This window comes from Xanthobacter flavus, assembly GCF_017875275.1.
Lineage (GTDB): Bacteria > Pseudomonadota > Alphaproteobacteria > Rhizobiales > Xanthobacteraceae > Xanthobacter > Xanthobacter flavus_A.
In genome coordinates this window covers 4,386,103-4,407,217 of record NZ_JAGGML010000001.1, presented here as the reverse complement: position 1 = coordinate 4,407,217, position 21,115 = coordinate 4,386,103, and the positions used below count along the sequence as shown (strand labels likewise).

Annotated in this window: 20 protein-coding genes; 11 read left to right on the top strand and 9 right to left on the bottom strand. The window is 69.4% G+C overall.

What is annotated here, in order from left to right:
* Position 1 precedes the first annotated feature (1 nt).
* Positions 2-889, bottom strand: coding sequence for an alpha/beta fold hydrolase (locus J2126_RS20800; RefSeq protein ID WP_209488734.1), 888 nt, complete (start codon positions 887-889; stop codon positions 2-4).
* A 390-nt stretch (positions 890-1,279) separates the two neighbouring features.
* Here J2126_RS20800 and ffh point away from each other — a divergent pair, with 390 nt between their 5' ends.
* The 3 genes from ffh to J2126_RS20785 all read left to right on the top strand — a co-directional run bounded on the left by ffh (position 1,280) and on the right by J2126_RS20785 (position 5,026).
* Complete coding sequence (gene ffh / locus J2126_RS20795) at positions 1,280-2,830, top strand: signal recognition particle protein (protein WP_209488733.1); 1,551 nt, start codon at positions 1,280-1,282, stop codon at positions 2,828-2,830.
* A gap of 89 nt (positions 2,831-2,919) precedes the next feature.
* Positions 2,920-3,285, top strand: coding sequence for a 30S ribosomal protein S16 (gene rpsP, locus J2126_RS20790; RefSeq protein WP_029557928.1), 366 nt, complete (start codon positions 2,920-2,922; stop codon positions 3,283-3,285).
* Between the two features lie 241 nt (positions 3,286-3,526).
* Complete coding sequence (locus tag J2126_RS20785; protein WP_209488732.1) at positions 3,527-5,026, top strand: leucyl aminopeptidase; 1,500 nt, start codon at positions 3,527-3,529, stop codon at positions 5,024-5,026.
* 330 nt (positions 5,027-5,356) lie between these two features.
* Here the strand turns inward: J2126_RS20785 and J2126_RS20780 are convergent, their stop codons facing one another.
* Entirely contained in the window at positions 5,357-5,605 is a 249-nt protein-coding gene (locus J2126_RS20780) for a hypothetical protein (protein WP_245327500.1), read from the bottom strand.
* Between the two features lie 178 nt (positions 5,606-5,783).
* Between J2126_RS20780 and leuS the strand changes: the two genes are divergently transcribed.
* From leuS to J2126_RS20760, 4 genes are all read left to right on the top strand, one after another.
* Positions 5,784-8,477, top strand: a complete 2,694-nt coding sequence (leuS, locus tag J2126_RS20775; RefSeq protein WP_245328045.1) for a leucine--tRNA ligase — start codon at positions 5,784-5,786, stop codon at positions 8,475-8,477.
* A complete protein-coding gene (gene lptE / locus J2126_RS20770; protein WP_209488730.1) occupies positions 8,464-9,048 on the top strand; it encodes an LPS assembly lipoprotein LptE in 585 nt (194 codons plus the stop codon). Before leuS ends, lptE begins: the two co-directional genes overlap by 14 nt.
* Before the next feature lie 3 nt (positions 9,049-9,051).
* Positions 9,052-10,077 carry a DNA polymerase III subunit delta gene (holA, locus tag J2126_RS20765; protein ID WP_209488729.1) on the top strand — a complete coding sequence of 342 codons (1,026 nt, stop codon included), beginning with the start codon at positions 9,052-9,054 and terminating at the stop codon, positions 10,075-10,077.
* Between the two features lie 255 nt (positions 10,078-10,332).
* Positions 10,333-10,785, top strand: a complete 453-nt coding sequence (locus J2126_RS20760) for a hypothetical protein (protein WP_209488728.1) — start codon at positions 10,333-10,335, stop codon at positions 10,783-10,785.
* Between the two features lie 10 nt (positions 10,786-10,795).
* Here J2126_RS20760 and J2126_RS20755 read toward each other — a convergent pair whose 3' ends face one another.
* The 3 genes from J2126_RS20755 to J2126_RS20745 form a co-directional block, all read right to left on the bottom strand.
* Positions 10,796-12,148, bottom strand: coding sequence for an AmpG family muropeptide MFS transporter (locus J2126_RS20755; RefSeq protein WP_209488727.1), 1,353 nt, complete (start codon positions 12,146-12,148; stop codon positions 10,796-10,798).
* Positions 12,149-12,256: 108 nt separating this feature from the next.
* A complete protein-coding gene (locus tag J2126_RS20750) occupies positions 12,257-12,931 on the bottom strand; it encodes a LuxR C-terminal-related transcriptional regulator (protein ID WP_209488726.1) in 675 nt (224 codons plus the stop codon).
* Positions 12,932-13,102: 171 nt separating this feature from the next.
* Positions 13,103-13,576 (bottom strand): secondary thiamine-phosphate synthase enzyme YjbQ, encoded by a 474-nt coding sequence (locus J2126_RS20745; RefSeq protein ID WP_209488725.1) that lies wholly within the window; start codon positions 13,574-13,576, stop codon positions 13,103-13,105.
* 107 nt (positions 13,577-13,683) lie between these two features.
* Here J2126_RS20745 and J2126_RS20740 point away from each other — a divergent pair, with 107 nt between their 5' ends.
* Complete coding sequence (locus J2126_RS20740) at positions 13,684-14,640, top strand: alpha/beta hydrolase (RefSeq protein WP_209488724.1); 957 nt, start codon at positions 13,684-13,686, stop codon at positions 14,638-14,640.
* A 305-nt stretch (positions 14,641-14,945) separates the two neighbouring features.
* Here the strand turns inward: J2126_RS20740 and J2126_RS20735 are convergent, their stop codons facing one another.
* Positions 14,946-15,428, bottom strand: a complete 483-nt coding sequence (locus J2126_RS20735; RefSeq protein ID WP_209488723.1) for a hypothetical protein — start codon at positions 15,426-15,428, stop codon at positions 14,946-14,948.
* Between the two features lie 98 nt (positions 15,429-15,526).
* The gene (locus J2126_RS20730; protein ID WP_209488722.1) at positions 15,527-16,171 is read right to left on the bottom strand and encodes a 2-hydroxychromene-2-carboxylate isomerase; all 645 of its coding nucleotides are present in this window, start codon (positions 16,169-16,171) and stop codon (positions 15,527-15,529) included.
* A gap of 43 nt (positions 16,172-16,214) precedes the next feature.
* Between J2126_RS20730 and J2126_RS20725 the strand changes: the two genes are divergently transcribed.
* Both J2126_RS20725 and J2126_RS20720 read left to right on the top strand, forming a co-directional pair.
* The gene (locus tag J2126_RS20725) at positions 16,215-16,679 is read left to right on the top strand and encodes a hypothetical protein (protein ID WP_209488721.1); all 465 of its coding nucleotides are present in this window, start codon (positions 16,215-16,217) and stop codon (positions 16,677-16,679) included.
* The gene (locus tag J2126_RS20720) at positions 16,676-17,125 is read left to right on the top strand and encodes a hypothetical protein (protein ID WP_209488720.1); all 450 of its coding nucleotides are present in this window, start codon (positions 16,676-16,678) and stop codon (positions 17,123-17,125) included. Before J2126_RS20725 ends, J2126_RS20720 begins: the two co-directional genes overlap by 4 nt.
* Before the next feature lie 221 nt (positions 17,126-17,346).
* Here J2126_RS20720 and J2126_RS20715 read toward each other — a convergent pair whose 3' ends face one another.
* On the bottom strand, positions 17,347-17,799 hold the full coding sequence (locus J2126_RS20715) for a DNA polymerase III subunit chi (RefSeq protein ID WP_209488719.1): 453 nt from the start codon (positions 17,797-17,799) through the stop codon (positions 17,347-17,349).
* A gap of 121 nt (positions 17,800-17,920) precedes the next feature.
* Here J2126_RS20715 and J2126_RS20710 point away from each other — a divergent pair, with 121 nt between their 5' ends.
* Positions 17,921-19,375, top strand: coding sequence for a sodium:proton antiporter (locus tag J2126_RS20710; protein WP_209488718.1), 1,455 nt, complete (start codon positions 17,921-17,923; stop codon positions 19,373-19,375).
* Positions 19,376-19,674: 299 nt separating this feature from the next.
* On the opposite strand, the gene J2126_RS20705 is transcribed toward J2126_RS20710, so the two are convergent.
* The gene (locus tag J2126_RS20705; protein ID WP_209488717.1) at positions 19,675-21,027 is read right to left on the bottom strand and encodes an SAM-dependent methyltransferase; all 1,353 of its coding nucleotides are present in this window, start codon (positions 21,025-21,027) and stop codon (positions 19,675-19,677) included.
* Positions 21,028-21,115: the final 88 nt, after the last annotated feature.

The window sequence follows — 21,115 nt, the reverse complement described above, 5'->3', positions numbered from 1 at the left end:
TCTACTTCCCGTCCAGAAAGTCCGTCACCAACGCGATGGTGGCGGCGGGATTCTCTTCCATGATCCAGTGGCCACTGCCGGGCACCACGTCGCCCGTCACGTCGGTGGCGGCGAAACGCATCACCTCGGCCATGGTCAGGCCGAACGAATGCTCGCCGCCCAGCGCCAGCACCGGCATGGCGAGCTTGCCCGCCTTGAGGAATTCCGCGTTGTCGACGGCGTCCTGGTCGAAGGCCGCGAACTGGGCGAAGCCCGCATGCATGGCGCCGGGCTGCGCATAGAGCGCGGCGTAATGGGCGCGCGCGGCCTCGGAGAAATGGCTCGGATCGGCGGAGAATTCGTTCCAGAAGCGATCGAGATAGATGCGCTCGCGCCCGGCAACGAGGCGCTCCATGTCCGGCCCACCGAAGCGGAAATGCCAGAGCAGCGGGTTCTTGAGAATCTCCTCCCATGGCCCGACGCCCGGCAGCGGCGCGTCGATGAGCGCGAACTTCGTCACTCGGTCACGATGGAGCGCGGCGAAGGCGAAGCCCACCATGTTGCCGATGTCGTGGGTGACGAGCGCAACCTTGTCGATGCCGAGGGCATCGAGCAGGCCCGCCATGTCGGCGCCCTGGGTCTTCTTGTCGTAGCCGCCGGGCGGCTTGGCCGAGAGGCCCATGCCGCGCAGGTCCGGCACTACCACCGTGTGCGTCGGCGCCAGCGCTGCGGCGAGCGCGCCCCACATGTCGCCGGTCTCGCCATAGCCGTGGATGAGCAGCACCGCCGGCCCCTGCCCGCCGGTGCGGACATGGAGGGTGGTGCCGTTGGTCGCGATCTCCTGGACACGGAAATCGGCGGGAAAGGGAACGATCTGGCTTGCTTCGGGGGCAGTCGAAGTCTGGGGCATGGTTTCCTCCCCGCCGGTGGCCGGCGGACCCGCGCGTGATGCGCCAATGGAAACATGCGCTCTTCCGATGACGCCTAGTAGTGGCGTTCCGCGCAAACTTCGCCTGCAAGGCGAAACTTGCCGCAGCGAAGGCGCCAGCGCAGGATGCCCGTGCGCGATGGGCTTTCCGCCGGGAAATTTGCCTCTCGCCCCCAAACCTGCTAACAGCCCCAGCTTCACACGGACGGCCATGCCGATCCCGCCGACCGGGCCGAGAGCCCGGAGGCCCCCGCCCGACAGCGCGATGCGCCCTCGGGCGTGCTTTGCGTTGGCTTGATGCGGCGTCATCTCGTCCTGCGCGGCGCGGGAGATCATAGCGGTCCGGTGTGAACCCTCAACGCATGGGTGCCCATGTTCGACAACCTTTCCGACCGCCTCGGCGGCATACTCGACAAGCTGAAGCGGCGCGGCGCCCTCACCGAGGCCGACGTCGGCGAGGCCATGCGCGAGGTGCGCCGCGCGCTGATCGAGGCGGACGTGGCGCTGGACGTGGTGCGCTCCTTCACCGACCGGGTGCGCCAGCGCGCCGTGGGCGTGGAGGTCATCAAGTCCGTCACCCCCGGCCAGATGGTGGTGAAGATCGTCCACGACGAGCTCGTGGCGACTCTCGGCTCCGACGCCGACCCCATCGACCTGAACGCCCCCGCCCCGGTGCCGATCCTGATGGTCGGCCTGCAGGGCTCGGGCAAGACCACCTCCACCGCCAAGATCGCCAAGCGCCTCACCGAACGCGGCAAGCGCAAGGTGCTGATGGCCTCGCTCGACACCCGCCGTCCGGCGGCCATGGAGCAGCTGGCCACGCTGGGCAAGCAGGTGGAGGTCGCGACCCTTCCCATCGTCGCCGGCCAGTCCGCCGTGCAGATCGCCAAGCGCGCCATCGAGGCGGCCAAGCTCGGCGGCTACGACGTGGTGATGCTCGACACCGCCGGCCGCGTCACCCTCGATGAGGGGCTGATGGCCGAGGTGGCCGAGGTGAAGGCCCTCACCAAGCCGCACGAAGTGCTGCTGGTCGCCGACAGCCTCACCGGCCAGGACGCGGTGAACACCGCGAAAGCCTTCGACGGCCGCGTCGGCCTCACCGGCATCGTGCTGACGCGTGCGGATGGCGATGGCCGCGGCGGCGCCGCGCTCTCCATGCGCGCCGTCACCGGCAAGCCCATCAAGCTGCTGGGCACCGGCGAGAAGATGGACGCGCTGGAGGATTTCGATCCCCACCGCGTGGCCGGCCGCATCCTCGGCATGGGCGACGTGGTCGCCCTGGTGGAGCGGGCCGCCGAGAATATCGACATCGAGAAGGCGAAGATCACCGCCGAGCGCATGCGCAAGGGCACCTTCGACCTTGACGACCTGCGCGGCCAGCTGGAGCAGATGGCCAAGATGGGCGGCCTCGGCGGGCTCATGGGCCTCATGCCCGGCGTCGCCAAGGTGAAGAACCAGATCGCCAGCGCCAATCTCGACGACAAGGTGTTCAAGCGGCAGGTGGCCATCATCAACTCGATGACCCCCAAGGAGCGCCGCGCCCCCAAGCTGCTCGACGCCTCGCGCAAGCGCCGCATCGCCGCCGGCTCCGGCACCAAGGTGGAGGAGATCAACCGCCTCCTGAAGATGCACCGCCAGATGGCCGACGTGATGAAGTCGCTCGGCGGCGCCGCCGGCAAGCGCGGCCCGCTCGCCGGCCTCGCCGGCATGATGGGCTTCGGCGGCGGCGGCCCCTCGCCCGAGATGCTGCAGGAGATGGCGGAGAAGATGGGCAAGGGCGGCATGCCCGGCGGCGCTGGCGGCGGCCTGCCTCCGAACTTCCCCGGCCTGCCCGGCGGCGGCCTGCCATCCAAATTCCCCGGCGGCCTTCCCGGCCTGCCCAAGGGCTTTCCTGGAGTGGGAGGCCCCGGCAAGAAGAAGTAAAGCCAACGCCCCCTGCCTGCCCGGGCGCCGGCAACAGCAATCAACCCGAATACCAAACGCAAGACACTGATTTAAAAAGGAAGAAGACCATGTCCCTCAAGATCCGTCTCGCCCGCGGCGGCGCCAAGAAGCGTCCCTACTACCGCATCGTCGTCGCCGACGCCCGCGCCCCGCGCGATGGCCGCTTCATCGAGAAGATCGGCACCTTCAACCCGCTGCTGGCGAAGGATTCCGAGACCCGCGTGGTGCTCGACACCGAGAAGGCGAAGGCCTGGCTCGAAAAGGGCGCCCAGCCCACCGACCGCGTGGCCCGCTTCCTCGACGCCGCCGGCCTGCTGAAGCGCGAAGCCAAGAACAACCCGAAGAAGGCCGAGCCCGGCCAGAAGGCCCAGGAGCGCGCCAAGGAGAAGGCCGACAAGGCCGCAGCGGCCGCCGGTGGCGAAGCCGCCGAGTGAGGCTTTCCTTTCGGGAAGATGAGGAATGGGGGCGCCTGGCGCCCCCTTTTCTTTTGGCAGAACGGTTCACAACCGCGCCCCGGCACCTATCTAAGCTCCAGCCCCGAAAGCTCGGGCGCGGCGGCAAGGCGCGCTAAGGCGCCACGCCATTGGCGGTTTCCCCTGTCCGCCGGCCGGGCTAGACAAGGGCGACGCATCTTTTGAATCCATTCTGCCCCCTTTGCTGCTTCTGGAGCGCCTGATGTCCGATCCCGTCACCGTCTCGTTCGCCCGGCTCACCGGCGCGCCCAAGGGCGTGCTCGTGGTGCTCACCGACGACAGCCTCGCCTTCGGCGCGCAGGCGCAGAAGCTGGTGAAGGGGGCGGACAAGGCGCTGACCCGCGCGTTCGACGCGGAGAAGTTCAAGGGCAAGGCCTGGAGCGCGCTGGACCTGCTGGCCCCCGCCGGCATCGAGGCGCCGCGCCTTATCGTGCTCTCGGTGGGCAAGGCGGCGGACCTGAAGCCCAAGGACTTCCTGAAGCTCGGCGGCCTCATCGCCGGCAAGCTGCCCGCCTCCGCCCGCGAGGCGAGCGTGGTGCTGGAGCTGCCCGGCACCAAGATTTCCGCCGACGCCGCCGCCGAGGTGGCGCTGGGCATCTCGCTGCGCAGCTACAGCTTCGACCGCTACAAGACCAAGAAGAAGGACGATGCGGAAGCGACGGCCGCCCGCGCCGTGACCCTCCTCGTTTCCGACGAGGCCGGCACGAAGCGCGCCTATGCCGCCCGGCAGGCGGTGGGCGACGGCGTGCTGTTCGCCCGCGACCTCGTGAACGAGCCCGCCAACGTGCTCGACCCGCCGGAATTCGCCCGTCGCGCCGAGGAGCATCTCTCCGCCGTCGGTGTCGAGATCGAGGTGCTGGATGACGACGCCCTCGCGGAAGCCGGCATGAAGGCGCTGCTCGGCGTCGGCCAGGGCTCCATCAAGGAAAGCCGTGTCGTGGTGATGCGCTGGAATGGCGGCCCCGAGGGCGAGGCCCCCGTCGCCTTCATCGGCAAGGGCGTCACCTTCGACACCGGCGGCATCTCCATCAAGCCCGCCGCCGGGATGGAGGACATGAAGGGCGACATGGGCGGCGCCGCCTGCGTCACCGGCCTCATGTATGCGCTCGCCGCCCGCAAGGCGAAGGTGAACGCGGTGGGCCTCATCGGCCTCGTGGAGAACATGCCCGACGGCGCCGCCCAGCGCCCCGGCGACATCGTCACCTCGCTGTCCGGCCAGACCATCGAGATCATCAACACCGACGCCGAGGGCCGGCTCGTGCTGTGCGACGTGCTCTGGTACGCCAAGGAGCGCTTCAAGCCCAAGTTCATGATCGACCTCGCCACCCTCACCGGCGCGATCCTGGTGGCGCTGGGCGCGGAATATGCCGGCCTGTTCTCCAACGACGACGAGCTGTCCGAGCGCCTCTCCAAGGCCGGCCAGGAGACCGGCGAGCGGGTGTGGCGCATGCCGCTCGGCCCGGAATACGACAAGATGATCGATTCCAAGTTCGCCGACATGAAGAACACCGGCGGCCGCCACGCCGGCTCCATCACCGCCGCCCAGTTCCTCGCCCGCTTCGTGGACAAGACCCCGTGGGCGCATCTGGACGTCGCCGGCACGGCCATGTCCTCGCCGGCGAGCGACATCAACAAGAGCTGGGGCTCGGGCTGGGGCGTGCGCCTGCTCGACCAGCTGGTGAAGGACCATTACGAGGGGTGAGGCCGTCGCCCTCCTCGGGCCGCCCTCGCCTCTTTCACCACCGTCACCCTCCGGCTCGACCGGAGGGCCCATCCCCCCGCCTGAGCCAAGGCGGGGAAGGACGAGCAAACGGCGCCATGGATCCTCCGGTCGAGCCGGAGGACGACGGCGGTTCAAAGCGACGGCGGTTGCAAGCGACGGCAATTGCAGGCGATGGACAGCGGATGAAGCGGCGTTATTCCGCAGGCCCGGCGTGGGGCGGGTGCTTGGGCTCGGTCAGGCGCACGGCGGCATAGCCCATCGCGATCACGACGAGCGGCATCACCACATACGCGTACAGCCAGAGGCCGGTCATATCAGTCGTCCAAGCACGCTTCTTGCCATGAAATGTAGCACACCCGCGGCCGCCAGCCAAAAGACGCTGCCGAGGGCGATGAGCACGCCATGGGACGGCCCCGCCGCGCCGATGCCGCCGAGCCCATAGAGCGAGGCCACCGCCGGCCCCAGCGCACCCACGGTGAGGCACGCGGTGGACGCCCGGTCGAGGGCATTGGCCGTCAGCTTGGTGCGCTCGTTCTGGATGAGGCTCATGGCCGGCATATGGAAGGCCCCCACGGGCGGGTCAAGCCGGAGCGCGGCGCTCGCGCCCCCGCGTGCCAGCCTCTCCGGTTGCGGAGAGAGCTGGGCCTTCCGCAGTGCGGGACGGTTGACCGCAGGGTCCGTTTCTGTCCTAGTCCCGGCCGTTTCGACGCCTGACGGACCCATGACCCAAGATCGTATGCCGGACAACGCCGCCGAGTGCGCGCAAGATCGCACCCAGGACCGCACGCAAGACCGCTACAACGCCCGCGAAGCCGAGCCGAAGTGGCAGAAGACCTGGGCCGAGCGCGGCATCTTCCGCACGCGCAACGACGACCCGCGTCCGAAATTCTTCGTCATGGAGATGTTCCCCTATCCGTCGGGGCGCATCCACATCGGCCACGGCCGCAACTATGTGATGGGCGACGTGCTCGCGCGCTACAAGCGCATGCAGGGCTTCAACGTGCTCCATCCCATGGGCTGGGACGCCTTCGGCTTGCCGGCGGAGAATGCCGCCATCGAGCGCGGCATCCACCCCAAGGCCTGGACCTACGAGAACATCGCCTCCATGCGCGAGCAGCTCCAGCTGCTCGGCCTGTCGCTCGACTGGAACCGCGAGATCGCCACCTGCGACCCGTCCTATTACGTGGAGCAGCAGCGCATCTTCCTCGATTTCCTGGACAACGGTCTCGCCTATCGCAAGGAGAGCGAGGTCAACTGGGACCCGGTGGACAACACCGTGCTCGCCAACGAGCAGGTCATCGACGGCCGCGGCTGGCGCTCCGGCGCCATCGTGGAGCGGCGCAAGCTGTCGCAGTGGTTCCTGCGCATCACCCAGTTCGCCCAGGAACTGCTCGACGCCATCGACACGCTCGACCGCTGGCCGGACAAGGTGCGCCTCATGCAGCGCAACTGGATCGGCCGCTCGGAAGGGCTCGAAGTCCTGTTCGAGTTCGCCAAGCCCGCGCTCGCCGCCGGCAAGCTGCCGGCCGACACGAAGGCGGTGAAGGTCTACACCACACGCCCGGACACCCTGTTCGGCGCCTCCTTCCTCGCGCTCTCGCCCGACCATCCGCTGGCCAAGCACCTCGCCGGCACGGACGGGCAGCTCTCCGCCTTCATCGCCGAGTGCAAGCGCGGCGGCACCTCGGCGGAAGAGATCGAGACGCAGGAGAAGAAGGGCTACGCGACCGGGCTCAGTGTCGTCCACCCGCTGGACGCCACCCGCACCGTGCCGGTCTATGTCGCGAACTTCGTGCTGATGGACTACGGCACCGGCGCCATCTTCGGCTGCCCGGCCCACGACCAGCGCGACTTCGACTTCGCCACCAAATACAGCCTCGCCATCACCCCCGTGGTGCTGCCCGAGGGCGCGGACCCCGCCACCTTCTCGGTGGCCGATGGGCCGTATGACGGCGACGGCACCCTGTTCAATTCCGCCTTCCTCGATGGCATGAGCGTGCCCGAGGCCAAGGAGGCGGTGGCCCGCCAGCTGGAGCGCTTCCGCGTCGGCGACGAGCCGCAGGGCACAAGGCGGGTCAATTTCCGGCTGCGCGACTGGGGCATCTCGCGCCAGCGCTACTGGGGCTGCCCCATCCCGGTCATCCATTGCGATGATTGCGGCCCGGTGGGCGTGCCGCGCGACCAGCTGCCGGTTCAACTGCCGGATGACGTGACCTTCGACCGTCCCGGCAATCCGCTCGACCGCGCCAAGGCGTGGCGCGACGTGCCGTGCCCCAAATGCGGCAAGCCGGCCCGGCGCGAGACGGACACCATGGACACCTTCGTGGATTCGTCGTGGTACTTCCTGCGCTACGCCTCGGACAATGTGGAGACCCCGCTGGACAAGGCGGCGGTCTCCCACTGGCTGCCGGTGGACCAGTATATCGGCGGCATCGAGCACGCGATCCTGCACCTGCTCTATTCCCGCTTCTTCACCCGCGCGCTGAAGCATTGCGGGCGCGTGGACCTGGAGGAGCCGTTCGCCGGCCTCTTCACCCAGGGCATGATCGTCCACGAGACGTATAAGGATACCGAGGGCAAGTGGCTCTTCCCCGAGGAGGTGAAGCTCCTCGGCAACGGCAAGGCGGTGAAGATCGAGGACGGATCGCCCGTCACCGTCTCCCCGCCGGAGAAGATGTCCAAGTCCAAGCGCAACGTGGTGGCGCCCGAAGTGGTGGCGGATACCTACGGCGTGGACTGCGCCCGCTGGTTCATGCTCTCCGACACCCCGCCCGAGCGCGACAGCGAGTGGACGCAGGGCGGCATCGAGGGCGCCTGGCGCTTCGTCCAGCGCGTCTGGCGCCTGGTGAACGAGGCGGTGGAGCTGGGCGCCAAGCCGGGTGCAACTTCGGGTGCGCCGCGCCCTGAGACGTTCAGCGAGCAGGCCCTCGGCCTGCGCCGCGCCGCCCATGGGCTCGTCGCGACGGTGGCCGAGGACATCGAGCGGCTGCGCTTCAACGTGGCCGTGGCGCATGTGCACGAATTCGCCAACGTGTTCGGCTCGGCCATCGCCGCCGCCCGCAATGCGAAGCCGGTGCCGGACGACCTTGCCTTCGCGCTCACCGAGGCGGCGCAGATGCTCGCCGCCGTGGTGGCGCCCATGGTGCCGCATCTCGCGGAGGAGTGCTGGGTGGTGCTCGGCCATGAGGGCCTCGCCGCCGAGGCCGCGTGGCCCGCGACCGACCCGGCGCTGCTGCGCCGTGACACGGTCACACTTCCGATCCAGATCAATGGCAAGAAGCGTGACGATATCGTCGTCCCGCGCGAGGCGACCCCCGCCGAGGTCGAAGCCGCCGTGCTGGCGCTGGAAAGCGTGCAGCGGGCACTCGACGGACGCGCGCCGAAGCGTATCATCGTCGTGCCGCAGAGGATCGTGAATGTCGTCGCCTGATCCCTCGTCCCGAACGCACCCCGCGCGCCTGCTGGCGCGGCTCATGGTCGTGGGCGCCCTCTCGGGCGCGCTCGCGGGCTGCTTCCAGCCGCTCTATGCCGAGAATTCGACCACCGGCGGCCCGGCCCTGCTGGACAAGATGAAGGACGTCGAGATCGTCCAGATCCAGGGGCGGCTCGGCAACGAGCTGCGCAACGACCTGATCTTCGCCCTCACCGGCGGCGAGGGGAACCCCAAGGGTGCGCCCCTGCAGATGATCATCTCGGTGGATTCCTCCACCTCCACGGCGCTCATCAATTCGGCCTCGGGCCTGCCCGAGAACCAGATCATCCGCGTGACCGCCAACTGGCGCATCATCAAGGCGGACGACAAGAAGAAGGCGACGGTGACGGAAGGCGCGGCCACCGGCACCGCCACCATCGACACCAGCGACCAGCGCTTCGCCAATTACAGCGCGCAGATCGACGCCGAGAAGCGCGCCGCCCGCTCCGTGGCGGACCAGATCAAGGCGCAGCTCGCCGCCTGGTTCATCCGCACCGGCAACGCGCCGCCCGTCCGCTCGGGAAGCTGAGCCATGGTCGCGGTCCGGCCCGGCGACGCCGACGCGGCGCTCGCCCGGCGCGACCGCGGCAAGAGCGTCGTCCTCATCTTCGGTCCCGACACCGGCCTCGTGCGCGAGCGTGCCGAGGGGCTGGTGCGCCGTGCCGTGCCCGACGCCCAGGACCCCTTCGCGCTGGTGCGGCTGGAGGGCGATGAGATCGCCTCCGATCCCCGCCGGCTGATCGACGAAACCTCCACCATCGGCCTGTTCGGCGGCGAGCGGGTGGTGTGGGTGCGCGCCGGCTCCAAGAACATCGTGCCCGCGCTCCAGCCGGTGCTGTCCAATCCCTGTGACGCGCTGGTGGTGGTGGAGGCCGGCGACCTCAAGAAGGGCGCCCCGCTGCGCACGCTGTGCGAGAACGCCCAGAACGCCCTCGCCATCGCCTGCTACGCCGACAGCGAGCGCGACCTCGCCCGCCTCGTCGACCAGATGATGGCGGAGGCGGGCCTTGCCATCGACCGCGACGCGCGCGAGTTGCTCGTCTCGCTCATCGGCGGCGACCGGCTGGCCTCGCGCGGGGAGATCGCCAAGCTCATCCTCTACGCCATGGGCTCCCAGCGCGTGACGCTGGACGACGTGCGCCTCATCGTCGGCGATGCCTCTGCCCTCGCGCTGGACGATGTGGTGGATTCAGCCCTCGCCGGCGAGACGCGGGAGGCGCTGGCCGCGCTCTCGAAGGCCTTCGGCGCGGCGACGCGGCCGGATGCGGTGCTGGGCGGCCTGCTCCGCGCGCTCACTGCTCTGCACCCCATGACGCTGGCCGTGGCGGGCGGATCGAGCCCCGACAGCGTGGTGGGCTCCGCCCGCCCGCCGGTGCATTTCTCCCGCAAGCCCAAGCTGGAAAAGGCCCTGCGCGGCCTCGACCCCGATCGCTGCATGAAGGCGCTGCTCGCCGTGGACGACGCGGTGCTCGCCGCCCGCCGCAACGCGACGCTCGCCCCCGCCATCTGCGAGCGCGTGGTGCTCCAGGTGGCCCAGCAGGCCGGGCGGCGGCGGTAGATCAACACTCCGAATGAAGCGTCATCCCCCGGCTTGTCCGGGGGATCCACGTATCCGCCGATCCGGTGCCAGTGTGGCGATCATCCTGCCGGCTGAGGGGGCGACCGCCCGCACAAGGCGGGCGATGACATCCCCAGGAAAGCGCCCGCCCTTCGGGCCATTTTCCGCCATCCGGTCCGGGCGCGAGCGATGCCATAACTCCGGATGGCGGCTTCGTCCCGCGTGCCGCCCGTCCTCGCCCGCCCGGAGCGCTGCATGAACTGGATCCTGCCGGACCGCATCGACAATCACTTTCCCGGCCATCGCGCGGTGGTGGCGGTGTTCGCGGCGATCACCGCCATGACCATCGGGCGCAGCCTGTTCCACATGTTCGCACCGGATGGCGGGGCGCAATCGGTGGCGCATATCCCGCTCGACACCTTCTCGCCGGTGCAGGCGGGTCAGGCGGTGATCTTCGTGTTCGCGCTCTGGGGCCTGTCGCAGCTCATCATGGGGCTCTTCTACGTGGTGGCGCTGGCGCGCTACCGGGCGCTGATCCCGCTGCTGCTGGTGTTCATGTTCGTGGAATATGCCGGCCGCTATCTCCTCGGCCACATGCGGCCGCTGGATGTCACCCACGCGCCGCCGGGCAAGATCCTGGATCATGTGATGATCCCGCTCGCCCTCGTGCTGCTCTGGTTCAGCCGTCCGGCCTTCGGCCGGCGCTGAGGCGCGCCGGTCAGGCCTTCTCCCGCGCCAGCTCGGCGAAGTGCCCCTTCGTCTGCAGCCAGAACAGCACGGCAAGGCCCGGCAGTCCGGCGACGGCGGTCAGGATGAAGAACACCGGCCAGCCCGACGCCTCCGCGATGGCGCCGCTGGAGGAGCCGAGCAGCGTGCGGCCCACCGCCGTCAGCGCGGTGAGGAGCGCATACTGGGTCGCGGTGTGCTCCCGTGCGCCGCACAGGGCCGAGAGATAGGCGACGAAGATCACCGTGCCGACGGCGCTGGTGAAGTTCTCGACAAGGATGACGCCCGTCAGCACCGCCTCGTTCGGCCCCGCATAGGCCTGGAGGGTGAAGCCGAGGTTGGAGGCCATCTGCAGCACGCCGGAAATCCACAGGCACGTCACCAGCGGACGCTCTCGCGCCAACCACGCCCCCGCGAAGCTGCCGGCGATGGTGCCGCCGAAGCCCACCACCTTCACGATTTCCACATAGGTCGCCTTCGAGAAGCCGATATCCAGCACGAACGGCCCGGTGAGCACGCCGGCGAAGGCATCGCAGAATTTGAACAGCATCACGAACAGCAGGATCATCACCGCCTGGTTGCGGCGGAGGAACTCGCCGAACGCACCCACCGTGGTGGCGACGAGGCGGTGGCCGGTGCCTTCCTCCGGCGCCCGCACCGGCGCCGTGGGCTCGCGGGCGAAGAGGGTGGCGCCGACGCCGATGAGGACGCAGCCGGCGGCGATCATGTAGCCCCAGAACCAGCTCGTGCCGCGCGGCAGGCCCAGCGCCGTTTCCAGATAGGCGACCAGCGCGATGACGCCGGCGCCGGTGGCCAGCATGGCGATGCGATAGCCGGTGACGTAGCCGGCCATGCCGGCCGCCTGCTCGCCGGCGCTTTCCAGCCGCTCCACGCGAAAGGCGTCCACCGCGATGTCCTGCGTCGCCGAGGCGATGGCGACGGCGAGCGCGCAGGCGGCGACGCCGAAGGGCGCGGCGATGGGGTCCTGGAGCGCCAGCGCGGCGATGGCGGCGATGAGCACGATCTGGCAGGTCAAAAGCCAGCCGCGCCGCCGGCCGAGCAGGCGGGAGAGGAGCGGCACGTCCACCGCGTCCAGCACCGGCGCCCAGAGGAATTTCAGGGTGTAGGGCAGGCCCACGAGGCTGAACAGGCCGATGGCGGTGAGCGTCACCCCCACGTCCTTCATCCACAGCGAGAGCGTGCCGCCCACCAGCGCCAGCGGCAGGCCGGAGGAGAAGCCGAGCAGGCTGACGGACAGCACGTCGCGCTGGGTGTAGAGCGCGACCGCCTCCTTCAGGGTGCGGCGCCGGGGCGCTTCAGCGCCGCTCAGGCTTTGCTCGGTCATCTCGATCCTTCCGCCGTTCCCGCGACGCCGCAGGCGTGCCGGTCCCCGCCCTGTTTAGGCCGGAGCGGTGAAGAGGTCCCTACCGCGGCGGAGCCGGCCAGCCCGCGCTCACGCCTGCGGATGGCTCCACAGGCCCTGCTCCACCTTGGACACGGCGATCACGGCCTGGGTGCGGCTTTCCACCCCGAGCTTCTGCAGGATGGCGGAGACGTGCGCCTTCACCGTCGCCTCGGAGACGGACAGCTCGTAGGCGATCTGCTTGTTGAGCCGGCCCTCGGCCAGCATCATCAGCACCCGCACCTGCTGGGGCGTGAGAGTGGAGAGGCGGGCGATGATGGCGTCGGTCTCGGCGTCGGCCTTGGTGGTCACGTTGATGTCGGGCGGCAGGAAGGTCTCGCCCTTCAGCACCTGCGCCACCGCATCGCGCATGCTGCCGACGCTCATGCTCTTGGGGATGAAGCCGGAGGCGCCGAGATCGATGCAGCGGCGGATCACCGCCGGCTCCTCATTGCCGGAGACCACCACCACCGGGATCGCCATGTATTGCGCGCGCAGATAGATGAGGCCGGAAAAGCCCCGCGCGCCCGGCATGGTGAGGTCGAGGAGGATGAGGTCGAAATCCGCGTCGCGTTCCAGAAGCGCGGTCAGGTCGTCGAAGGTGCCGACCTCCTCGATCCGTGCGTCGGCGCTGCGGCCGAGCACCGCCTCGCGCAGGGCGCCGCGGAACAGGGGATGGTCGTCGGCAATGACGAGGCGCAGTCCGTTCCCGGCATCTTCCACCATGCTTCCTCCCCCGCAAGGCTTCCGCTTCTTGTCGCGCAGCCGCCGCAACGCCAGAGCGCAATCCGACCAAGCTAAACCAACTTGATGGGTGAATCGCCCTCTAAACTCACGAAGAGCACGCACGAATCAATCTTGCGATCATCAATCCGTGGCGAACCGGTGACAAGCCGATCAGGGAAATTGACCAAGCGTTCCGGTGAAAGTCAAAACCACCTCCCGGCGATGGGGCCGGTCACGGTGCTCCACGAGATAGAGGCCCTGCCATGTGCCGAGCCACGGCCGCCCGCCGCGCACCGGGATGGAGAGGCTCGCGTCGCTCAGCATGGTGCGCACATGGGCCGGCATGTCGTCCGGCCCCTCGGTGTCGTGGACCCAGCGGAAAGTGCGCGGCGCGAGGGTGCGCAAGGCGGTGAGGAGGTCGGTCTGCACATCCGGGTCGGCATTCTCCTGGATGGTGAGGGAGGCCGATGTGTGCCGGCAGAAGACGGTCAGCACGCCGTCGCCGGCCGCGATCTCGGTGAGGAAGGCGGCGGCCTCGCGGGTGATGTCGGTGAAGCCCTCGCCGGGCGTCTCCACCTGAAGCGTCGCCTCGGCGTGGCGCACGGCCCCGCTCAGTCTCGCCGGGGTGCGGCTGGTGCGCGCCATGGTGATCTCTCCTCCTGCTTGCGCGGCTTTCGCCCGCCACGTACCAGTTGGGGACCTGTCGCGCCGCGCCTTCCGGGCGGTTATTCCCGAACCATCAGGGTCCTTCAATGTCGAAGCTGGTTCTCGATCCCGCCGTGTTCTCCGACGCGGCCATCGCGCCCGACACGCGCATGGTCAACGATGCCATCGTGAAGGCCCTCGGCGCCATCCCGGACCGCTGGGCGGCGCCGCTGGCCGACATCCGTGCCGCCCGCCTCGCCGGCAAGGGCACGTTCCCGCTGTCGCCGGAGAGCCCGCGCGCCTCGGTGGAGACCATCCCCGGCCCGCGCGGTGCGGTGCCGGTGCGCATCTTCATGCCGGACGGGGCGCCCAAGGGCGTCTATTTGCACATCCATGGCGGCGGCTGGACGGTGGGCTCGGCGCGCGAGAACGAGGCGCTGCTCGACCGCATCGCCGCCAATTGCGGGCTGGCGGTCGTGTCGGTGGATTATGCCCTCGCGCCGGAAGTCCCCTATCCCGCAGGCCCCGACGATTGCGAGGCGGCGGCGCTGTGGCTGGTGAAGGAGGGCAAGGCCCGCTTCGGCACCGAGCGCTTCGCCATCGGCGGCGAATCGGGCGGCGCGACGCTGGCGGTCGTCACCCTGCTGCGGCTGCGCGACCGCCACGGCCTCAGCCCCTTCTCCGCCGCCGTGCTCACCGCCGGCTGCTACGATCTGCGCCTGACCGCCTCCGTCCGCAACTGGGGCGACCTGCCGCTGGTGCTGAACACGCGGGACGTGACCTTCTTCGTCAACAACTACCTGCGCCTCGAAGGCAAGGCGGACGATCCCGACGTGTCGCCTCTCCTCGCCAACCTCAAGGGCCTGCCCAAGGCGTTGTTCATCGTCGGCAGCCGCGACCTTCTGGTGGACGACACCCTCTTCATGGCCAACGCGTGGGCTGCGGCCGGGAACGGGACGGAGCTGGACGTCTATCCCGGCGGCTGCCACGTCTTCATCGCCTTCCCGGGCAGCATCTCCGATCAGGCGCTGAAGCGGGTGGATGGGTATCTGGCGGATTTCTGAGGGGAGAGTTGTCTGCGCATTCTCGCGTCCCGGACGCATGCAGCGCAGCGGAATGCGCGCCGGGACCCAGCGCAAAAAGACCGCCGAAGGCGCAGCAGCGTCTCCCTCTCCCCTTGGGGGAGAGGGTCGGGGTGAGGGGTATCTCTCCCTTGGCCCGAAAGCAGGAATGGCGTCACCAGCCCCCTCACCCCCAGCCCCTCTCCCGCAAGGGGAGAGGGGAGGATGCCCGCTGCGCGGGAACCCTCACCTGGCCTCGGATCAGCGCTCCGGCTCCGCCGTCGCATGTCCGGGGCGCTAGGCCGCTCTCAGAGCCGCTCCTGCCCGTTGGGCGAGCGGAACTCGTCGATCATCCCCCTTAGGCGGCGATAGAAGCGCTCGGCATAGGCCAGCGCCTGGTCAATGTCCGACGTGTCGGGGCTGGCGTTCGGCCCGGCACCGGGCGACGGAGGCAAAGGCGGGATGGGCGGAAGCTGGGCCGAGCGGCGCAGGGTGTCGTTCTCCGCCTGCAGGCGGGCGATCTCCGCCTCGTAGGCGTCACGCGTATCCGGCACCGCCTCGCAGGTGAAGCCGGTGCCGCGTTTCGCGCACAGGGAGACGCGGCCGGTTTCGCGGTCGAGCTTGAGCGCGCCGCCCTCCACCGGGGCGAAGGAGAAGCGCGGCGCCGCCGTGTCGCCGGGCGGCACCGGCACCGGCGCCTGCGCGAGGGCCGGGGCCGCGAGAAGGCTCGCGGCGAGGGCCGCCGCGAGGGGAAGTCCGGCCGAATGCGCCGGGGCTGTCGGGAAGACCATGCGCGCCTCCAAATCCCGCCTCACGTCCCGCGGCCATTCCGCCGCGTCATCGTCGCTAGATAAGCACGCCGATCGGGGCCGGAAGGGGGCGGACGGGATCAGGCCACATCCGGCTTGTAGGGCGCCCGTCCCGAGGTGAGGGCATCGTCCAGCAGGTCGATGCGGTCCTGGCCCCAGAACACCTCGCCGTCGAGCACGTAGGACGGCGCGCCGAACACGTCGGCGGCGAGGGCCTTCGCGCGGTTCTCAAGATAGATGGCGGCGATCTTGTCCTCCCCCGCGGCCGCGACCAGATCGGCGCCGGGCAGGCCCACCGCGTCGGCGCAGGCGGCGATGACCTCGGGCAGAGCGAGGTTCTCCTGCCGCACCCAGACGCCGGAGAAGATGCGCTCCATCAGGTCGCCGGGCGCGTGCCCCGCTTCCATGGCGGCGATGATGGTCTGGTCGGCGAGCGTGCCGTCGAACGGCCAGTGGGCGGGATGGACCTTGAGGTCCACCCCGCGCTTCTCGCGCCAGCGCTGCAGTTCGAGGATGCGGTAGCGCTGGCGCGGCGGGGCGCGCTTGGGCAGCGGCAGGCCACCGGTCTCGGCGAAGACGGGGCCGAGCGACACCGGATGGAAGCGCACCTCGACCCCGTGGCGGGCGGCCACCGCCATCACCGGGCCATGGCCGAGGAAGGTCCAGGGGCTCACGCTGGAGAAGAAATAGTCGAGGGTGCGCGGCGCGGCGTTGGTCGGGCTCATATGGGGCAGGCCTCTTTAGGGATCGTCCTTGGGCGGGAGGGGGATGCTAGAGCGCGATCCGATCAAGTTGAACAACTTGATCGGTGAATCGTCCTCTTTCGACAAGAAAGCCGCTTTTCACCACCTTGAAGCCCGCGATGTCGGTTCATCGCGGATCAATCGCCCGATCCGGCAGTTGTTGCTTGCGCAGGGCGGCTTGACAGGACGGGGCGCGGTGCTTCCCTCTCAGGCGCCCGGAGACGATCCGGGAGGCGGCATGGGCGACGAACGGGAATCCGAGCTGGTCGGGCTCCAGAGCGAGCTGGCGGGGGTGGCCCTCAGGGCGGCCATGTCGAAGGATCCGCCCAGCGGACCCGAGGCGGTCGCCGCCGCCGGGAGCGCCAGGGCGCGGCGGACCGTGCGGATGAGCCCGCTGGCGTGGATGGCGGTGGCCTTCGTCGCCGGTACGGTGGCAGGCTCGCTGCTCCAGCCGGTCCGGTGGGTGCGCAGAGGAAGGGACGCGGGATGAATTTCGACCAGCTTTCGCGGAATCTGAAGATTCTGCTGCGCACCAACACGATCATCGCCGAAATCCACCTGCGCCACATCGCGGCGCGCACGGGCCTCTTCGCCTTTGCCGCCTTGGTGGCGAGCTTCGGCGTGGTGATGCTGGGCGTCGCGCTGTTCCTGGCGCTGGAGCAGTCCATGGGGCCGATCTGGGCGGCCGTGACGGTGGGCGGCGGCGGGCTGCTGCTCGCCCTCATCGTCGCCATCGTGGGCGCTTCGCTGAAGCCCTCGCGCGAACTGGCTCTGGCCAACCAGGTGAGCCAGTCGGCCATGGACGCGGTGGCCGCGGACCTGCGCGCCACCCAGGCCAACGTCGCCTCCTACGCCTCCCTCGCCGCCGTGCCGGGCCTCGTGCTGCCGGCGCTGACGCTGCTGTCGCGGCTGTTCCGCCGCCGGCCGCGGGCATAGGAAACTCTCGGGCTCCGTCATCCCCCGGCTTGTCCGGAAGTCGGCTGCTGCCGACTTCCGTTCGCAAAGGCAGGAACCCGGTTGCAGCCGGGTTCCGGGGAATTCACTTTGCCGTTTGAGCGATGTGCGGATGCGTGACCCCGCCGAACCGTGGATCGCCCGCACAAGGCGGGCGATGACGGACCACGGAGATCGTTCCTCCGATGGCAACGCCCGGCAGCTCACGCCTTCCGAACCCAGCGCCCGTTCTCGTCCTGTTGCCAGTAGGTGAGTTCGTTGCCGGGCGCCGCCTTGGCCTCGCGCCAGCGCTCGCGCGCCTTGGCCACCTGCTCGTCGTCGCGCCCGTCGAACAGGTGGACGACCCGCGCATAGGGCGAGGCATCGGCCAAAGGCACCGCATCCACCAGGAAGCGCACCTGCGCGCCGTTGGGGTTCGCCTCGGTGGTGGCGATGAGCACCGGCTGGCGCTCGGGCAAGGGCTGAGCCTCCGTTCCATGGGGCAGGAAGGAGGCCTCACTGTAGGTCCAAAGGTGGGAATCGAGCGCGTCCCGCCGCTCCGCCGAGCCGCACTGCACCACGCACCGCCAGCCGCGCTCCAGCGACTTCTCCAGCAGCATCGGCAGCACCTGTTCCAGCGGGCGGCGCTCAAGGTGATAGAAGAGGATCTCGGTCATCGGGCCGAGCTTATCACGACGCGCCGCGCACCGCCCCCGACCGCCGTCGCGGCTGGTTTGGCCTTGCCACATGCCGGCCCTTCGTCCATCAAAACCGGAGGGATCAAACTGGAGGGTGGCGATGACGGCGCCGGGTCGCGGGTTGAGGGTCGCTTCGGGCGTTGCAGCAACACTCCTCCTGACCACCCTCTCGGCCGCGCCGGCACTGGCGGCGGACGGCGTGCCCGCCCTCAACGGCGCCGCGCTCCCCCTGCTCTGGGGCATTCCCTTCGCCGGCATGCTGCTGTCGATCGCGCTTTTCCCGCTGCTTGCCCCGCACTTCTGGCACCACCATTACGGCAAGGTGGCGCTGTTCTGGGCGCTGGCCTTCGCGGTGCCCTTCTCGCTCACCTACGGGCCGTCGGCGACCGCGCACGAGGTGGTGCACACCGCGCTCCTGGAATACATCCCCTTCATCATCCTGCTGTTCGCCTTGTTCACCGTATCCGGCGGCATCCTCGTCACGGGCAACCTCCGGGGCACGCCCCTGCTGAACACGGTGATCCTCGCCATCGGCACGGTGATCGCCAGCCTCATCGGCACCACGGGCGCCTCGATGGTGCTGATCCGCCCGCTGCTGCGCGCCAACGACAACCGCCGGCACAATGTACACACGGTGGTGTTCTTCATCTTCCTCGTGTCGAACATCGGCGGCTCGCTGACGCCGCTCGGCGACCCGCCCCTGTTCCTCGGCTTCCTGAAGGGCGTGAACTTCTTCTGGACCACCACCCACCTCTTCCACGACACCCTCGTGGTGGCGGCCATCCTGCTCGGCGCCTTCTACATCCTTGACCGCTTCTTCTATTCGCGGGAAGACGAGATCATCCGCCACCCGCCGGACCCGACGCCGACCACGGACAGCATCGGCCTGCGCGGCGCGCAGAACATCCCGCTGCTCGGCGGCATCATCGGCGCCATCCTCGTCTCGGCGCTGTGGAAGCCCGGCATCAATTTCAACGTCTACGGCACTCATGTGGAGCTGCAGTGGGTGGTGCGCGACGTGCTGCTCATCGTCTTCGCGCTGATCTCGCTCGCCATCACCCCGGCGCTGGTGCGCGAGCGCAACGGCTTCGACTGGGAGCCCATCCGCGAGGTGGCGAAGCTGTTCGCCGCCATCTTCCTCACCATCATCCCGGTGATCGCCATCCTGAAGGCAGGCAGCAGCGGCGCGCTCTCCCCCCTCGTCGATCTCGTCACCGGGCCGGACGGACAGCCGGTGAACGTCTGGTACTTCTGGCTGACGGGCGCGCTCTCCGCCTTCCTCGACAATGCGCCGACCTATCTCGTGTTCTTCAACCTCGCCGGCGGCGATCCCCACCAGCTGATGGGGCCGCTGGCGGTGACGCTGGAGGCCATCTCGGCCGGCGCGGTGTTCATGGGCGCCATCACCTATATCGGCAATGCGCCGAATTTCATGGTGCTCTCCATCGCCCGCCATCGCGGGGTGAAGATGCCGAGCTTCTTCGGCTACATGGCGTGGTCCTTCACCTTCCTGCTGCCGCCCTTCGCGCTGATCACCTGGCTGTATTTCGTCTGAGTGGCGGGGGCGCCGGGGCCGGAACGCCGTCGTGCTTCGGACGCCATACAGCGTTGGCCAAAGGCACCGTCCCGCTGCGCGGGGGGTGTTTCGCTGGACCCCGGCTCGGTGCTCCGGCTTTCGCCGTCGCTGGTCCGGGGAGCGGGCCGCCGGCTGATCGCCGCCGTCGTGCTCCGGCTTGACCGGAGCACCCATCCCGCCGTTTGCGTCGGCGGCACCATGGGCCCTCCGGTCACGCCGGAGGGCGACGGACCGCTCGGGGCGGCGCCGCTCACCTCCACGCAGTGCCGAAACCGCCCCTACTCCCCCGCCAGCCGCAGCGGCGCGGCGCGGGCGGCTTCCGCCTGCCGCAGCCGCGCTTCGGCCTCGGCGATGTAGCCGCGCGTCAGCGGCACCGCATCCTGCCGGCGGGCGAGCTGGATCTGGAACACGTTCAGGCCCTGGTGGCGAAACCCCATCTCGCTGGCGGCGAGGTAGAAGTCCCACATGCGGCAGAAGCGCTCGTCGGTGAGGCGCACGGCCTCGTCCCGGCGGGCGCGGAAGCGCTGGCGCCACGCCTTCAGCGTCTGCGCATAATGCAGGCGCAAAAGCTCGATGTCGGTGACGAAGAGGCCGCTCTTCTCGATGTGCGGCGTCACTTCCGACAAGGCCGGGATGTAACCGCCGGGGAAGATGTATTTGGCGATGAACGGATTGGTGACGCCCGGCGGATCGGAGCGGCCGATGGCGTGCAGCAGCATCACCCCGTCCTCCTTCAGCAGGCTCCGCGCCTTGCGGAAGAAGGCGCCGAAATGGTCCACGCCCACATGCTCGAACATGCCCACCGAGACGATGCGGTCGAACGGCCCCTCCACGTCCCGGTAGTCCCGCAAGGCGAATGACACGCGCTCCCCCAGCCCCCGCTCCCCGGCGCGGGCGGTGGCGAGGGCCAGCTGCTCCTGCGAGAGGGTGACGCCGGAGACCTCCGCCCCCGCCATCTCCGCCAGATAGAGCGCGAGCCCGCCCCAGCCGGAGCCGATGTCGAGCACCCGGAGCCCCGGCCGGTCCAGCACCAGCTTTGCCGCCACATGGCGCTTCTTGGCGAGCTGGGCGTCGTCGAGGCTCTGCCCCTCATGCTCGAAATAGGCGCAGCTGTATTGCCGGTCGTGATCGAGGAAGAGGGAATAGAGCCGGCCGTCGATGTCGTAATGGTGGGCCACGTTGGCCCGCGACCGCTCGGGCGGGTTGAACTGGGCGATGCGCCGCCCGAGCCGCCGCAGCATGTGGAACGCCTTGGCCGGCACGCTCGGATTGAAGGAGGCCGGCTGCGACATGAGCAGGGCGAGGAGATCGGCGATGTCGCCCGCCTCCATCACCAGCTCGCCGTCCATATAGGCCTCGCCCAGCTTCAGCTCGGGGTCGAGGACGATGCCGCGCTCGGCCTGCGGGGTGGTGAAGCGCACGGCGAGGAGGGGCTCTTGGTGCGGGGCCTCTTGGTGCGGGGCCTCTTCGTGCGGGGCCTCTTGGTGCGGGGCCTCTTGGGGCGGGGCCTCTTGGGGCGGCCCGTCGCGGGGCGGGGCGTTCACGGTGAAGCTCCGGCCCGTGGCCGTCGTGACCTTCAGCGCGCCATTCACGATGACGCGCCGCAGCAGTATTTCCAGCAACCGGTCCATCGGCCGCCTCCGCGCTCGCCCGCTCAGTCCTTTCCCGCTTCCCGGCCAAAGACGATCCGGCCCGCCTCCTGCGACCCGAAGTTCCCGG